Origin of the sequence: Arthrobacter sp. S2(2024), from assembly GCF_036662515.1 — a bacterium.
Lineage (GTDB): Bacteria > Actinomycetota > Actinomycetes > Actinomycetales > Micrococcaceae > Arthrobacter.
Window position 1 is genome coordinate 577,218 of sequence record NZ_JAYKZI010000002.1, and the last position, 17,069, is coordinate 594,286.

Genomic DNA, 17,069 nt, shown 5'->3' on the forward strand with positions numbered 1-17,069 from the left:
GAGGCAACGGTATCAGGGCGCAGTCCTGTTGAGGCGCCAGACCGCAAGGACAATCAATGCCAAGGCGATCACGGCGAGCATCGCGAAGGCATAGGAACGAAGGGCCCACATCACACTGAGCGCAACACCCACGGCACCCCACCACACGAACGTGCGCTCGGCGAGGACAAGTCCGGCAAGCACTAGCACTGCAAATCCGACGAGGACCCATAGCTGCTGTGGCACAGTGCCCGGGAAGAGGCTTCCTGGCACTATCGAGAGGAGGCCTCCGAAGGACAACAAGCCTGAAGCGATCCCCCCTCTGATACGCCCCTCCAGCGTGTCCCCAACGTAATAGCGCACCCCTGCCAAAACCGCACCCAGGACCGCGAACCACTGCACCACCCAGAAGAACTCGGGCCTGGCTCCGTGGACGAAGAGGACCGCCCGCTGTGCGGCTGAGAGCACCAGCACCGCACCGAGCTCCGCGACAGCGAATCTGATGGCGCGTGGTACCTCGAGGAAAGCCACGGCCACGGCAGCGCCGAGCAAGCACGTTCCTGCCACAGCGGTGTCATCGTGCAGTAGGCCTGCAGCTGCGGCCAGGGCAAATCCCCCTCCTGCTGTTACAGCGAGCGACAACTTGCGCACTGGGTGCGATCCCACGCCCGGGATCCGGGACCAACGGACAGCGTAAAGCACAGCGGCCGATCCTGCGCAGCCCAGGAGCCACGGCAGGAAATCCTCCCATTGAGCCCCAGACAGCCACAGGAGCCGAGCGTCATCCAGGACCGAAGCAGCCAAGACAGTAGCACCAACGAGGCTCGCGGCGGAGGCTAGCGGGTAGAAGCCCGGCATTCCCTCGACGTGGGAGGCTACGAAGCACACCATTGCCAGCACCAGTCCAGCCATTCCCACGGCGGTGTCCGATACGTCAACGGACGCCACCCCTCCGGCACCGCCGAAGCCCAGCGCCGCCGCCAGCCAGAACCAATGTTCAGGGACGCCGCTTCCTGGTTGGACGAGTAGCCTCACGCAAGTCACCACGAGTGACATAGCGAGCAGCACCAGGGGCACGGCCGTGTGGCCCAGCAAGGGTTCGGCCAGCCAGGTCCCGGGAGGGAAGGACACTTCGGGTCCGGCTGCCACCACCACTGCGATCGACGCCGGAATGGTGAAATACACAGCGCCTCGGGCGGTGAAGATCCGATGCGCGACCACGGCGGAAACCAACAGCACGGCCAGCTCAAGCAGCAGCACCCAGCGGCCGCCGTCGTGGGCTTCCGGCTGAGACACAGACGAAAGGTACGTCGCCGGCAGCACTGCTTGCGCGCTGAGCGTCACCCACACTGCTGCTTGTTGGAAGGGAATCTGCTGCAATCGGTTCCGCATGAGCCCGCGGATGATGTGCTGCAGCACCAGGACTCCCGCGAAAGTCAGCGACACCGCCGTGGCGGAGGCTGATACGTCGTGGGCAAATACCGCGGCAACGGCGGCCGTGAGAATCCTGGCGGCGATGAAGTAGACGCCCTTCGCCATGCGCGCGGGCACCGCAGCGACCATGACGGCGCTGAATACGGCGAAGATGGCAAGCAAAGCCTCGACCTCGTGAATGTGCCCACCGCGAAGCAATAGCAAGAGCGCCAACGTCGCCGGCGCGAAGACCGCGGAGGCGGCCTCGGTGCGAAGCAGGAACCCCGCCGCCACAGCCGACGCCGCCATGGTGATCGAGATCGCCACCGCCTGCCAGCTTCCGGCCACGGAGCCGTCGGAGTACCTCCCGGAGACGCTGACGACGGCGACTGCGCCGGCCATGAAGGGGAGCACCACGGCGGAATCGACTGTCGCAAGGCCCCGGTCAATACCGCGGACCGCCTCCACGAGGGGCGGAATCAGTTGGACTGTCAAGGCGACGAACACCACGGTGGCAAGTTGAAGCCTCTCCCCCGCCACCACCAAACCGCCTCCGTCCCGGAGCAGCTGCAGATAGCCTGTGCCGGCGAGCAGGGTGACGAGCGCACGGGCTGCCCACCAATAGCTGCGGCGATGCAGGGTGCGGGGAAGGCGGAGCGCCTGAACGGCGAAGTACAGCGCACCGACGAGCAACACCGTGTTTCCCAACGACACGGACACCGCCCCGAAGGACAACGCCCCCGACCAGGCAAATGCCGCCGGGGCGAGGAACTCGACCACCCTTCCGGTCCTCACGGCGTCGCTGACAGCTTTCGGGAACAGCGTCAAGCCGAGCAAAGCGACTGCAAGGACATGAATCACCACGGCCGATACAGTGAGGGGCTGGCCCGATGCTTGGTCCAGCAAAAAAAGCAAAGGCAGCGTTGCCATGCCGGTACCGGCAAAGGCTGCGAGGCAGGCGGTCGGCGCGAAGGTGCTGACACCCGAGCGGACCAGCGCGGCCTCCAATAGCAACTGGAACGTCACTGCGGCGAGGAACGCCAGGACGACGGCGGCAAGGCGCTCGGGAGTCTCCGGCACTACCGCCGCCGTCGCTGCCGGGACACTGAGAGTGAGCGCAATGCGCCCCGCGAGGACAAAGACCTTGCGTTTGCCCTCCCTAGGCCTGCTTGCGCGCAGCAGCCAGAACGCGCCGGCGATAGCCAACAATGCCGCTGTCGGCCAACCGCCCAGCTCATCGGCAAACGGGGCAGCAAACACAAGAGCGGAAACAGGGAGCCACTCGGCCTCGCCGCCCAGCTTCCACGCCAGGACCAGACCGCACAGGAGGGTCGCGAACAACGGGATCCCCACGGGCGTCCCGGAATGCCGGACCAGGATGGCAAGGCCCGCCATGAAGGCAGCCGCCGATTGAAGGCCAAAACACGCCACGGCATCAATGCGGCAGCGCCGGATCGCCTGGGATGTGCCCGGCCCAGGGAACCAACGGACCAGCCGGCTGCTGTCGAATGCCGACCATAGCGACTGCGCCGCAAGGAGAACGACGCCGGCCAGCAGCACTTCCGGGAGTCCAAGCCCCGCGTCGGACAGGAGTACGAGGAGCGCCACCGTGAATGAGAGCCGCGCGGCATAGAACTGTGGGAGCCGGAAGATGCCCTGCGGAAGGGCCGCCATCACGGCAAAATACAGTCCACACGCCATCATGACGATGGCGTACTCGCCCTTCCCCAAATGTTGGGGAACGAAGCTCGCGGCAAGCGTAACGAGCGGCACCACATAGGGGTGGAGGGACATCAAGGGCCGGACATAGACCGGCGGAAGCCAGCGCGGTCTGCGCATGGCTATCAGGGTCAGGACTACGGCGAATCCGATCAGGCATGCGAAATACCAGACGAGGGCACCGCCCAGCATGGACACGCCCGACCACGCCGCGGAGACCACGAAGCTCAACGACAGGAAAGCGAGAACCCTGTTGTCGAGTCGCACCGCGGCGACAACATAGGCCACCGTCCCGACGATGGACGTAACCAGCCAGGCCGCCGGGCCATTGTGCAACGCGAAGTTGTACATCGCCAGGCCCGTCACGGGGATCAACGCAAGGCCTGTTCCCGCGAAGGCGATCGCGGCGGGCCGAAGCCTGGGAGCCCTCGCGTGAAGGATGAAACCCGCAGCATAGAAGGCAGCCGTGATGGCCCAGACTCCGACGAAGCGGAGAACGGACGGAAGGCTGGAGCCGATGAACAGCGCCGAAGCGGCGACCAGCAGCAGGCTTGCCACGTAGAGGGTGATGTTGATGTTCTGCCGGTCCCGCTTCCGTTTCCGGGCCGCTTCCTCTTCCCGCAGCGCCTCCGGGGGGATCCGGGCCTCTGGCGACTGGATTGCTTGCATCCGGGCTGGTTGCGGCTGGATGTGGAATGGCCAGGGCTCAACTGGAACGGTCTTGGCTGAGGCGGCCTGGCCTGGAGTTGCTAGAGCCGGGACGCCCTGAACGGGAGCTGTCGCGCGCGTTTGCCAACCCTCCGGGCGCGACGGGCCGGACGCCCGGTACTCCGCGGGAGCAGCTCCGCGGTGGGCCTCGGCGTCGCGCCACCCTGCAAGGTGGCCGGCCAGATAGCCTGAGCGATACTGCCTGACGGAATCGTCTGCAAGCCGTGAGGCAGCACGTTCGGCAAGCCAACGCCCTTTCGATTTCCCTGAGGAATACGACACCGAAGCAGTGACCAGGACAAAAACCATTACGAGGATAGTGCCAAAAAAGCCAGACATTCCTGCTCTCCTGTCCATGGGCGACGAAGCCGCACGGCCTGCGGATCCGCAAAGTCACGGATCCACACTTCGTCATTAATCCATTCGATAGATAAACCATAGCAAAGAAGAACCCCGCCACGATAGTGACGGGGTTCTTCTTTGCTTTGCTACCGGACGCCAGGCGTCCGATCCTCCACCGATCTACAAGTAGAAACTACTTGATGATCTTGGTAACACGTCCCGAACCAACGGTGCGGCCACCTTCACGGATTGCGAAGCCGAGGCCCTCTTCCATAGCGATCGGCTGGATGAGCTCAACGGTCATCTCAGTGTTGTCGCCAGGCATAACCATTTCCGTGCCTTCCGGCAGGGTGATAACGCCGGTTACGTCCGTGGTACGGAAGTAGAACTGCGGGCGGTAGTTCGAGTAGAACGGGTTGTGACGTCCGCCTTCGTCCTTGGAAAGGATGTAGACGTTGGCCTCGAAGTCGGTGTGCGGGGTGATGGAACCCGGCTTGACGACAACCTGGCCACGCTCGACGTCGTCGCGCTTCAGACCGCGGAGCAGGAGGCCACAGTTCTCGCCGGCCCATGCTTCGTCGAGCTGCTTGTGGAACATCTCGATACCGGTAACGGTGGTCTTCTGGACCGGACGGATACCAACGATTTCAACTTCCGAGTTGATCGCGAGGGTACCGCGCTCGGCGCGACCCGTAACAACGGTGCCACGACCGGTGATCGTGAAGACGTCTTCGATCGGCATCAGGAACGGCTTGTCGCGGTCACGAACGGGGTCCGGAACCGAGTTGTCGACAGCTTCCATGAGGTCCTCGACGGACTTGACCCAAACCGGGTCGCCTTCGAGTGCCTTGAGGCCGGAAACGCGAACAACGGGAGCGTCGTCGCCATCGAAGCCCTGAGCGCTGAGCAGCTCGCGAACTTCCATTTCAACGAGGTCGAGAAGCTCTTCGTCGTCGACCATGTCGGACTTGTTCAGCGCGACCAGCAGGTAGGGAACACCAACCTGGCGGGCGAGCAGAACGTGCTCGCGGGTCTGAGCCATCGGGCCGTCAGTGGCGGCAACCACGAGGATCGCACCGTCCATCTGGGCAGCACCGGTGATCATGTTCTTGATGTAGTCAGCGTGACCCGGAGCGTCTACGTGTGCGTAGTGGCGCTTCTCGGTCTGGTACTCAACGTGGGAGATGTTGATGGTAATACCACGCTGGCGCTCTTCCGGAGCAGAGTCAATCGACGCGAAGTCGCGCTGCTCGTTGAGAGTGGGGTACTTGTCGTACAGCACCTTGGAAATGGCGGCAGTCAGCGTCGTCTTACCGTGGTCAACGTGACCAATGGTGCCGATGTTGACGTGCGGCTTAGTCCGCTCGAACTTTGCCTTTGCCACAGGTTCCTCCTAGAACGATTTCAAGTGAGTTGCTCCTCGGCCGCGCTTTTCGCGGCAGAAACTCCAGCAAGTCTACTTGGGGGCTTTGGATTTGGTGAAATTGCAGATTCAGGGACCAATGTTGGTACCTGGAGTCTGTTCGCGCAAGGACCGGACTCCGGCCTGGGCTACAGCCCGGCGCCTGCGCTGAATGCTTTCCCGGAACGGGCCAACATCCTGGTTTATCCGTCGGTGATTACTCGCCGCGGTTCTTCTGGATGATCTCGTCGGCAACTGCCTTCGGGACCTCGGCGTAGCTGTTGAACGTCATGGAGTACACAGCACGGCCCTGGGTCTTCGAACGCAGGTCACCGATGTAGCCGAACATGCCGGACAGCGGAACGTGCGCACGGATCACCTTGACGCCAGCGGCGTCTTCCATGGACTGCATCTGGCCACGGCGGGAGTTCAGGTCACCGATTACTTCACCCATGTATTCCTCAGGGGTGCGGACCTCAACATCCATCAGCGGTTCGAGCAGAACCGGGTTCGCCTTGCGTGCGGCTTCCTTGAAAGCCATACGGCCGGCGATCTTGAACGCCATTTCCGAGGAGTCAACATCGTGGTACGCGCCGTCAATCAGCGTGGCCTTGATGCCGACAACCGGGTAGCCTGCCAGGACGCCGTCGTTGAGTGCATCCTGGATGCCCGCGTCAACGGACGGGATGTACTCGCGGGGCACGCGGCCACCGGTGACCTTGTTCTCGAACGCGTAGAGCTCGCCGTCGGCGGTGTCCATCGGCTCGATAGCGATCTGGATCTTTGCGAACTGACCCGAACCACCGGTCTGCTTCTTGTGCGTGTAGTCGTGACGCTCTACAGCGCGCTTGATGGTTTCGCGGTAAGCAACCTGCGGCTTGCCGACGTTTGCCTCGACCTTGAATTCGCGGCGCATGCGGTCCACCAAGATGTCCAGGTGGAGCTCGCCCATGCCGGCGATGATGGTCTGACCGGTGTCTTCGTTGAGGGAGACCTGGAAGGTCGGGTCCTCAGCGGAGAGCTTCTGGATGGCCGTGGAGAGCTTCTCCTGGTCACCCTTGGTGTTCGGCTCGATGGCAACCGAGATCACGGGCTCCGGGAAGCTCATGGACTCGAGGACGATCTGGTTGTTGGCGTCGCACAGGGTGTCGCCCGTGGTGGTGTCCTTCAGACCGATTGCTGCGTAGATGTGGCCCGCGGTAGCGCCTTCAACAGGCATTTCCTTGTTGGCGTGCATCTGGAACAGCTTGCCGATGCGCTCCTTCTTGCCCTTGGTGGAGTTGACCACCTGGGCGCCTGCTTCCACGTGACCGGAGTACACGCGGATGAAGGTGAGCTGACCGAAGAATGGGTGCGCCGCAATCTTGAACGCCAGGGCCGAGAACGGCTCCTCGGCGGAAGGCTTGCGGGTGAGCTCCTTCTCTTCGTCGCGCGGGTCGTGACCGACCATGGGCGGGACGTCGAGCGGGTTCGGCAGGAAGTCAACAACAGCATCCAGCATCGGCTGTACGCCGCGGTTCTTGAAGGCAGAACCACAGAGAACCGGGTAGAGCTCGGAGTTGATGGTCATCTTGCGGATGCCGGCCTTGAGCTCCTCGACAGTGAGTTCTTCACCGTCGAGGTACTTCTCCATGAGTTCCTCGGAAGCCTCGGCAACAGTCTCAACGAGCTGTGCACGGTATTCCTCAGCCTTGGCCTGGAGATCGGCGGGGATCTCCTGGACCTCGTACTTGGCACCCATGGTGACGTCACCCTTGGCATCGCCCGGCCACACCAGTGCGCGCATCTCAAGGAGATCCACGACGCCGATGAAGTCGTTCTCTGCACCGATGGGCAGCTGGAGAACCAGCGGCTTGGCGCCGAGGCGGCTGATGATGGTGTCTACGGTGAAGTAGAAGTCAGCGCCGAGCTTGTCCATCTTGTTGACGAAGCAGATACGCGGCACGTTGTACTTGTCGGCCTGGCGCCAAACAGTCTCGGACTGCGGCTCAACGCCTTCCTTGCCATCGAAGACAGCAACGGCGCCGTCGAGGACGCGCAGCGAGCGCTCGACCTCAACCGTGAAGTCCACGTGGCCCGGGGTGTCAATGATGTTGATCTGGTTCTTGTCCCAGAAGCAGGTCACGGCGGCAGACGTGATGGTGATGCCGCGTTCCTTTTCCTGTTCCATCCAGTCAGTCGTCGAAGCACCGTCGTGCGTTTCGCCGATCTTGTGGTTCACACCCGTGTAGAACAGGATGCGCTCGGTGGTGGTGGTCTTGCCGGCATCGATGTGGGCCATGATGCCGATGTTGCGGACCTTGCTAAGGTCGGTAAGCACGTCCTGTGCCACGGTGTCTCCCTTTCGGATGGACTACACGTTCGCCGCCAGCTCAGGGAGCCGGCGGCGTACGGGAAGTTTTACCAGCGGTAGTGTGCGAAGGCCTTGTTCGACTCGGCCATCTTGTGGGTGTCTTCGCGACGCTTCACAGCGGCACCGAGACCGTTGGACGCATCCAGGATTTCGTTCTGGAGGCGCTCGGTCATCGTCTTCTCGCGGCGGGCCTTGGAGTAGCCAACCAGCCAGCGGAGAGCGAGGGCGGTGGAGCGGCCCGGCTTGACCTCAACGGGAACCTGGTAGGTTGCGCCACCGACACGGCGGGAGCGGACCTCGAGGGAAGGCTTGACGTTGTCCATGGCCTTCTTGAGGGCGGCGACGGGGTCGCCACCGGACTTGGCGCGTGCACCTTCGAGTGCGCCGTAAACGATGCGCTCTGCGGTGGACTTCTTGCCGTCGATCAGAACCTTGTTGATCAGCTGGGTGACCAACGGGGAACCGTAAACGGGATCGGAAACTAGCGGCCGCTTCGGGGCCGGACCCTTGCGAGGCATATTACTTCTTCTCCATCTTTGCGCCGTAGCGGCTGCGGGCCTGCTTGCGGTTCTTGACACCCTGGGTATCGAGGGCACCACGGACGATCTTGTAACGGACACCCGGAAGGTCCTTCACACGACCACCACGGACCAGCACGATGGAGTGCTCCTGGAGGTTGTGGCCAACACCGGGGATGTAGGCGGTAACTTCAACGCCACCGTTGAGGCGGACACGAGCAACCTTACGGAGAGCCGAGTTCGGCTTCTTCGGGGTGGTCGTGTAGACGCGGGTGCAAACACCGCGGCGCATCGGGCTGCCCTTAAGCGCGGGAGCCTTGGTCTTGGAGACCTTCGGCGTGCGGCCCTTGCGGACCAGCTGGTTAATCGTAGGCACTTTCGTGTTCTCCGTTGGTTGATCTCTGCTCCGCGCCCAGGCGTTGGCCTGTGTTTGCGTGAGAGCTTTGGCGTTGTCCATGCGACCCTGGCCCGAAGACCGGTGGGCGTGCAAAAGTGCGGCATTCGTTGCGCACGTAGCCCGCAACCCGGAAACAGGCTCCACCCAACATCATGAGAACAAAACCGAAATGATGCTGCGGCGGCCTTCATCCACTGCCACACAGAACAATTACCAAAATTCTAGCATGGCTTGATCTGAGGCCTTAATCGGGTGTAGAGGGGTGAACCACGACGGCGGGTGCCGGCAGTCGTCGTCGGGCGCTTAACGGGAAGGACCCCGCACTCAGTGAGTACGGGGTCCTTGCGTTTCAGACTTCTCAGCGGAAGTCGTTGCCGAGATCGTAGTCATCCAGCGGGATGGCGTGGAACTCGGGAGCTCCGTCGCCGCCCAGGGCGTCATACGAGAAGTCGGTGAAGGCGCTGGGGCCCGTGAACAGGCTTGCCTTTGCTTCTTCAGTCGGCTCCACGGTGACCTCGGTGTAACGGGGCAAACCCGTACCGGCCGGGATGAGCTTACCGATGATGACGTTCTCCTTGAGGCCGAGCAACGGGTCGCTCTTGCCTTCCATGGCCGCCTGCGTCAGAACGCGGGTGGTCTCCTGGAAGGAAGCGGCCGACAGCCAGGACTCAGTTGCCAGAGATGCCTTGGTGATACCCATCAGTTCCGGACGGCCGGAAGCCGGGGTACGGCCTTCGGACACCACGCGACGGTTCTCGTCTTCGAAGCGGCTGCGCTCAGCGAGCTCGCCCGGAAGCAGATCGGAGTCGCCGGATTCGATGACGGTCACGCGGCGCAGCATCTGGCGGACGATGACTTCCACGTGCTTGTCGTGGATGCCGATGCCCTGGCTGCGGTAAACGCCCTGGACCTCGTCCACCAGGAACTTCTGGGCGGCACGCGGACCCATGATGCGCAGAACCTGCTTCGGGTCCACAGGACCGTTGATCAGCTTCTGGCCGACGCTGACGTGCTCGCCATCCTCGATGAGGAGGCGGGAACGGCGCAGCACCGGGTAGGCGATCTCCTCGGAACCATCGTCCGGGGTGATGATGAGGCGCATCTGGCGCTCGGACTCTTCGATGGCGATGCGGCCGGCTGCTTCAGCAATCGGTGCAACACCCTTCGGAGTACGGGCTTCGAAGAGCTCCTGGATACGGGGCAGACCCTGGGTGATGTCGTCGCCACCGCTGGCGGAAACAGCACCACCGGTGTGGAACGTACGCATGGTCAGCTGGGTACCGGGTTCACCGATGGACTGTGCGGCGATGATGCCGACGGCCTCTCCGATGTCCACGGTCTTGCCAGTGGCCAGCGAACGGCCGTAGCAGAGCGCACAGGTACCGACCTTGGACTCACACGTGAGCACGGAACGGACCTTGACCTCGGTGATGCCGGCTGCGAGCAGCTCGGCAATGACGACGTCGCCGCAGTCGGTGCCGGCAGCTGCCAGCACAGCACCCTTGGAGTCGACGACGTCGACGGCGAGGGTACGTGCGTAGGCGCTGTTCTCGACGTTCTCGTCAAGGACCAGCTCACCGTTGGAGTCCGGCACGGCGATTGCGGTCATGAGACCACGCTCGGTGCCACAGTCCTCTTCACGGACGATGACGTCCTGCGAAACGTCCACCAGACGACGGGTCAGGTAACCCGAGTTGGCGGTACGCAGCGCGGTGTCGGCCAGACCCTTACGGGCACCGTGCGTGGCGATGAAGTATTCCAGCACCGACAGGCCCTCGCGGTACGAGGACTTGATCGGACGCGGGATGATCTCACCCTTCGGGTTGGCCACAAGACCACGGATACCCGCGATCTGGCGGACCTGCATCCAGTTACCACGTGCACCGGAGGACACCATGCGGTTGATGGTGTTCATCGGGGACAGGCTGTCACGCATCGCCTGGGCGATTTCGTTGGTGGCCTTGTTCCAGATCTCGATCAGTTCCTGGCGACGCTCGTCGTCGTCGATCAGGCCCTTGTCGTACTGGCCCTGGATCTTGGCAGCCATGGTCTCGTAACCGGCCAGGATGGCCGGCTTGGAGGTGGGCACCTCGATGTCGGAGATTGCCACGGTGACGCCCGAGCGGGTTGCCCAGTAGAAGCCGGCGTCCTTCAGGTTGTCCAGCGTTGCAGCCGTGACAACCTTCGGGTAGCGCTCTGCGAGGTCGTTGACGATACGGGAAAGCTCGCCCTTGTCGGCAACAGCCTCAACCCACGGGTAGTCCTCCGGCAGGGTCTCGTTGAAGAGAACCTGGCCGAGGGAGGTCTGGACCAGTGCGGTCTGACCCGGCTCCCAACCTTCCGGAGCTTCCCAGCCGGCGTAAGGCACAAAGCCCTCAAGGCGGATCTTGACCTGGGAGTTCAGGTGCAGCTCGCGGGCATCGTAGGCCATGATGGCTTCCGAAACCGAGGAGAAGATACGGCCTTCGCCTGCGGAACCAACGCGCTTGGTGGTCAGGTGGTACAGACCGATGATCATGTCCTGCGAAGGCAGGGTCACCGGACGGCCATCTGACGGCTTCAAGATGTTGTTGGAGGACAGCATCAGGATGCGGGCTTCAGCCTGCGCTTCGGGGCTCAGCGGCAGGTGGACTGCCATCTGGTCACCGTCGAAGTCGGCGTTGAAGGCGCCACACACCAGCGGGTGAAGCTGGATGGCCTTGCCTTCAACAAGCTGCGGCTCGAATGCCTGGATGCCGAGGCGGTGCAGGGTAGGTGCACGGTTGAGCAGCACCGGGTGTTCGGTGATGATCTCTTCCAGCACGTCCCAGACCTGCGGGCGGTAACGCTCGACCATGCGCTTTGCCGACTTGATGTTCTGCGCGTGGTTGAGGTCAACCAGGCGCTTCATCACGAACGGCTTGAAGAGCTCCAGGGCCATCTGCTTGGGCAGACCACACTGGTGCAGCTTCAGCTGCGGACCGACGACGATGACCGAACGGCCGGAGTAGTCGACGCGCTTGCCGAGGAGGTTCTGGCGGAAACGGCCCTGCTTGCCCTTGAGCATGTCGCTCAGGGACTTCAGCGGACGGTTGCCCGGACCCGTGACGGGACGGCCGCGACGGCCGTTGTCGAAGAGGCTGTCAACAGCTTCCTGAAGCATGCGCTTCTCGTTGTTGACGATGATCTCCGGAGCGCCGAGGTCAAGCAGTCGCTTGAGTCGGTTGTTGCGGTTGATCACACGGCGGTACAGGTCGTTGAGGTCGGAGGTCGCGAAGCGGCCACCGTCCAGCTGGACCATCGGGCGCAGTTCCGGCGGGATCACCGGGACGGCGTCCAGCACCATGCCAAGCGGGCTGTTGTTGGTGGTCAGGAAAGCGTTGACAACCTTCAGGCGCTTGAGGGCACGCGTCTTGCGCTGGCCCTTGCCGTTCTGGATGGTGTCGCGGAGGGACTCCGACTCTGCCTGCATGTCGAAGTTCTCAAGACGCTTCTTGATGGCTTCGGCACCCATGGAGCCTTCGAAGTACATGCCGTAACGGTCGCGCAGTTCGCGGTACAGGCCTTCGTCACCCTCGAGGTCGGCGACCTTCAGGTTCTTGAAGCGGTCCCAGACCTGCTCGAGGCGCTCGATCTCAGCATCCGCGCGCTTGCGGACGTTGGCCATCTGGCGGTCCGCGGAGTCGCGGGCCTTCTTCTTGTCCGCAGCCTTGGCGCCTTCACCTTCGAGGCGGGCAAGCTCGTCCTCAAGGTCGCGGGCAATCGTGGCGATGTCACTGTCGCGGTTGTCGACGAGCTGCTTCTTCTCGAGGTCGTGCTCCACCTGAAGGTTCGGCAGTTCCGCGTGACGGCTCTCGGTGTCGACGCTCGTAATCATGTAGGCAGCGAAGTAGATGACCTTTTCAAGGTCCTTCGGTGCCAGGTCAAGGAGGTAGCCCAAACGGGAGGGAACACCCTTGAAGTACCAGATGTGCGTGACGGGAGCGGCCAGCTCGATGTGGCCCATGCGCTCGCGGCGCACCTTGGCGCGGGTGACTTCAACGCCACAACGCTCGCAGATGATGCCCTTGAAGCGCACGCGCTTGTACTTGCCGCAGTAGCATTCCCAGTCCCGGGACGGGCCGAAGATCTTCTCGCAGAAGAGGCCGTCCTTCTCGGGCTTGAGCGTGCGGTAGTTGATGGTTTCCGGCTTCTTGACCTCACCGTAAGACCAGCCGCGGATGTCTTCCGCGGTGGCGAGGCCGATCTGCATGAGGCCGAAGGAGGATTCGCTGGACATATGGTCCCTGTTCTCTCTTGTTCTCTAAATTCTGAAGTCTTGGGTTTACGGAAAGAGGCAGCAGCCTTGGCTGGCGGTCTGCACCGCCAGCCAGAGCGGCTGTTTAGACCTCTTCTACGGAGCTGGGCTCTGCGCGAGACAGATCGATGCCCAGTTCTTCCGCAGCCGTAAAGACTGCGTCATCAGAGTCACGCATTTCGATCGTCGTACCATCCGTGGAAAGGACTTCCACGTTCAGGCACAGCGACTGCATTTCCTTGATCAAGACCTTGAAGGATTCCGGAACGCCAGGCTCGGGGATGTTCTCGCCCTTGACGATGGCTTCGTAGACCTTCACGCGGCCGTGGATATCGTCCGACTTGATCGTCAGCAGTTCCTGGAGGGTGTAGGCAGCGCCGTATGCTTCGAGCGCCCACACTTCCATTTCACCGAAGCGCTGGCCACCGAACTGAGCCTTACCACCCAGCGGCTGCTGCGTGATCATGGAGTACGGGCCGGTGGAGCGTGCGTGGATCTTGTCGTCCACCAGGTGGTGGAGCTTCAGGATGTACATGTAGCCCACGGAGATCGGGTCCGGGAACGGCTCGCCGGAGCGGCCGTCGAACAGACGGGTCTTGCCGGAGGAGTCGATCAGGCGGTCGCCGTCGCGGGTCACGTTGGTGGAATCCAGCAGACCTGTGATTTCCTCTTCGCGTGCACCGTCGAACACCGGGGTGGCAACGGTCGTCTGGCCGGTTTCACGAGGCAGGTTCGGGAGGTTCTTGACCCACTCCGGCTCGCCTTCGATCTTCCAACCGGTCTTGGCAACCCATCCAAGGTGCGTTTCGAGCACCTGGCCGACGTTCATACGACCCGGAACACCCAGGGGGTTCAGGACGATGTCCACAGGGGTACCGTCGGCAAGGAACGGCATGTCTTCGATCGGCAGGATCTTGGAGATGACGCCCTTGTTACCGTGGCGGCCGGCGAGCTTGTCGCCGTCGGTGATCTTGCGCTTGGCGGCAACGTAGACGCGGACCAGCTGGTTGACGCCCGGGGGCAGCTCGTCGTCGTTGTCGCGGTCGAAGACGCGCACGCCGATAACCGTGCCGGACTCACCGTGGGGAACCTTCAGGGAGGTGTCACGCACTTCGCGGGACTTCTCGCCGAAGATCGCGCGGAGGAGGCGCTCTTCCGGAGTCAGTTCGGTTTCACCCTTCGGGGTGACCTTTCCGACCAGGATGTCGCCGGCTTCAACCTCGGCACCAATGTGGATGATGCCGCGCTCGTCCAGTCCTGCGAGGACTTCCTCGGACACGTTGGGGATGTCACGGGTGATTTCCTCGGCACCAAGCTTGGTGTCGCGGGCATCGATCTCGTGCTCCTCGATGTGGATGGAGGAAAGGACGTCCTCAGCGACGATGCGCTGCGACAGGATGATGGCGTCCTCGAAGTTGTGGCCTTCCCAGGACATGAATGCCACGAGAAGGTTCTTGCCGAGGGCGAGCTCACCCTGGTCCGTTGCCGGGCCGTCAGCGATGATGCCGCCGACTTCGAGGCGCTGGCCTTCGTTGACCAGGACACGGTGGTTGTAGCAGTTGCCCTGGTTGGAACGGGCGAACTTGTTGATGCGGTAGCTGGTTTCCGTGCCGTCGTCGTTAAGCATGGTGACGAGGTCAGCGGAAACTTCGTTGACGACACCGGCCTTCTTCGCGATGACGACGTCACCGGCGTCGACGGCGGCAGCGCGCTCCATGCCGGTACCCACGAACGGGGCCTCGGAACGGACCAGCGGCACAGCCTGGCGCTGCATGTTGGCACCCATGAGTGCGCGGTTTGCATCGTCATGCTCGAGGAACGGAATCAGGGCGGTAGCTACGGACACCATCTGGCGCGGGGAAACGTCCATGAACTGAACTTCGCCGGCCGGAACCAGAACGGGCTCGCCTCCACCACCACGGGCACGGACAAGCACGGTCTCTTCCGCGAACTTCTTGTCGGCATCCAGCGGTGCGTTGGCCTGTGCAATCAGGACTTCGGCTTCGTCGTCGGCGGTGAGGTACTGGACCTCATCGGAAACGACGCCCTCGGACACCAGGCGGTACGGAGTCTCGATGAAACCGAACGGGTTGATGCGGCCGTAGGAAGCCAGCGAACCGATCAGGCCGATGTTCGGGCCTTCAGGAGTTTCAATGGGGCACATACGTCCGTAGTGGGACGGGTGAACGTCTCGGACTTCCATGCCTGCGCGGTCACGGGACAGACCACCCGGACCAAGGGCCGACAGGCGGCGCTTGTGGGTCAGACCCGACAACGGGTTGTTCTGGTCCATGAACTGCGACAGCTGGGACGTTCCGAAGAACTCCTTGATGGCTGCCACAACGGGGCGGATGTTGATCAGGGTCTGCGGCGTGATCGCTTCGACGTCCTGCGTGGTCATGCGTTCGCGGACGACGCGTTCCATGCGGGAGAGGCCGGTGCGGACCTGGTTTTCGATCAGTTCGCCGACGGCGCGGATGCGACGGTTGCCGAAGTGGTCGATGTCATCGATCTCGACGCGGAGCTCGTGGTCTTCGCCATCGCGCTTGCCCATGAGGGTCTTCTCGCCGGCGTGGAGCGCGACGAGGAACTTGATCATGGCCACGATGTCTTCAACGTGCAGGACCGAAGCTTCCTTGTCGCCAAGGGAGCGGTCGATGCCGAGCTTGCGGTTGATCTTGTAACGGCCAACCTTGGCCAGATCGTAGCGCTTGGCGTTGAAGTACAGGTTGTCCAGCAGGGACTGGGCAGCCTCGACGGTGGGCGGCTCGCCCGGACGCAGCTTGCGGTAGATGTCCAGCAGGGCGTCTTCGCGGGTTTCGGTGGCGTCCTTCTCTAGCGTTGCGCGCATGGAGTCGTACTGGCCGAACTCTTCGAGGATCTGGCCTTCGGTCCAGCCGAGGGCCTTCAGCAGAACGGTGACCGACTGCTTGCGCTTGCGGTCGAGGCGTACGCCGACCTGGTCGCGCTTGTCGATTTCGAGTTCGAACCATGCACCGCGGGACGGGATGATCTTTGCAGTGAAGATGTCCTTGTCACTGGTCTTGTCGGCGGTGCGCTCAAAGTAGGCGCCCGGCGAACGGACCAGCTGGGAGACGACGACACGCTCGGTGCCGTTGACGACGAACGTTCCCTTCTCGGTCATGAGAGGGAAATCGCCCATGAACACGGTCTGCTGCTTGATTTCACCCGTGTTGTTGTTCATGAACTCGGCCTTGACATACAGCGGTGCCGAGTAAGTGGCGTCACGGTCTTTGCATTCGGCCATGGTGTACTTCGGATCAGCGAACTCCGGCTCGGAGAAGCTCAGGGACATGGTGCCCTGGAAGTCCTCGATGGGGGAGATCTCTTCGAAGATGTCGGCAAGTCCGGAGGTGGTGGCGACGCTCAGGTCGCCTTCCTCGACAGCCTTCGCTACCCGCGACTGCCAGCGTTCGTTTCCGACCAGCCAGTCAAAGCTGTCTGTCTGCAGTGCGAGCAGATTCGGAACGTCCAGCGGTTCGTGAATCTTTGCGAATGAGAGCCGGCGAGTTGCACCATCGGTGCTTGCCGTATTAGCGGTTTCGTTATTAGAGGTGCTCGAGGCGACCAAGAGGGATCCTTCCACAGACCTTCAGGCGTTTTCAGATCTCCCCCGCTTGCACCCTGCAGATTGAATCCGCAGTGTACCTTTCCGGTTCCGCTATATGACCCGGGACCCCGGCTGACCAAGACCATGCTCGTTCTTAACGGCACGTCGATGGCGCAGCTGAGAGGTAAAGCCCACCGCTATATGAAGGCTGAAGGTTAACAGGGAAGACGCAAATATCCACAATACGGCAAATCAACCCACCTGTCTACCCCACATCCCGCCTGAATGCAAGCACCGTTGCCGCAGGCACCTATGCGGCAACGGCCTCTTGCTGGCGCGGGCGGAATGTTGATCCAGGCTCCATTGTTGAATGGAGAGGTGATCTACGCCA

Annotated in this window: 7 protein-coding genes; all 7 read right to left on the reverse strand. The window is 62.5% G+C overall.

Annotated elements, in window-relative coordinates:
• Positions 1–12: 12 nt before the first annotated feature.
• Positions 13–4,158, reverse strand: a complete 4,146-nt coding sequence (locus VLA65_RS06385; RefSeq protein ID WP_332602047.1) for a hypothetical protein — start codon at positions 4,156–4,158, stop codon at positions 13–15.
• Between the two features lie 196 nt (positions 4,159–4,354).
• A complete protein-coding gene (gene tuf, locus VLA65_RS06390) occupies positions 4,355–5,545 on the reverse strand; it encodes an elongation factor Tu (protein WP_059387357.1) in 1,191 nt (396 codons plus the stop codon).
• A gap of 235 nt (positions 5,546–5,780) precedes the next feature.
• Positions 5,781–7,895 (reverse strand): elongation factor G, encoded by a 2,115-nt coding sequence (fusA, locus tag VLA65_RS06395; protein ID WP_059387356.1) that lies wholly within the window; start codon positions 7,893–7,895, stop codon positions 5,781–5,783.
• Between the two features lie 68 nt (positions 7,896–7,963).
• Positions 7,964–8,434 (reverse strand): 30S ribosomal protein S7, encoded by a 471-nt coding sequence (gene rpsG / locus VLA65_RS06400; protein WP_059387355.1) that lies wholly within the window; start codon positions 8,432–8,434, stop codon positions 7,964–7,966.
• A 1-nt stretch (position 8,435) separates the two neighbouring features.
• Positions 8,436–8,810, reverse strand: coding sequence for a 30S ribosomal protein S12 (rpsL, locus tag VLA65_RS06405; RefSeq protein WP_009358312.1), 375 nt, complete (start codon positions 8,808–8,810; stop codon positions 8,436–8,438).
• A gap of 379 nt (positions 8,811–9,189) precedes the next feature.
• Positions 9,190–13,089: a DNA-directed RNA polymerase subunit beta' gene (locus VLA65_RS06410; protein ID WP_284755100.1), complete on the reverse strand. Its 3,900-nt coding sequence runs from the start codon at positions 13,087–13,089 to the stop codon at positions 9,190–9,192.
• 103 nt (positions 13,090–13,192) lie between these two features.
• The gene (rpoB, locus tag VLA65_RS06415; RefSeq protein WP_059387358.1) at positions 13,193–16,699 is read right to left on the reverse strand and encodes a DNA-directed RNA polymerase subunit beta; all 3,507 of its coding nucleotides are present in this window, start codon (positions 16,697–16,699) and stop codon (positions 13,193–13,195) included.
• Positions 16,700–17,069: the final 370 nt, after the last annotated feature.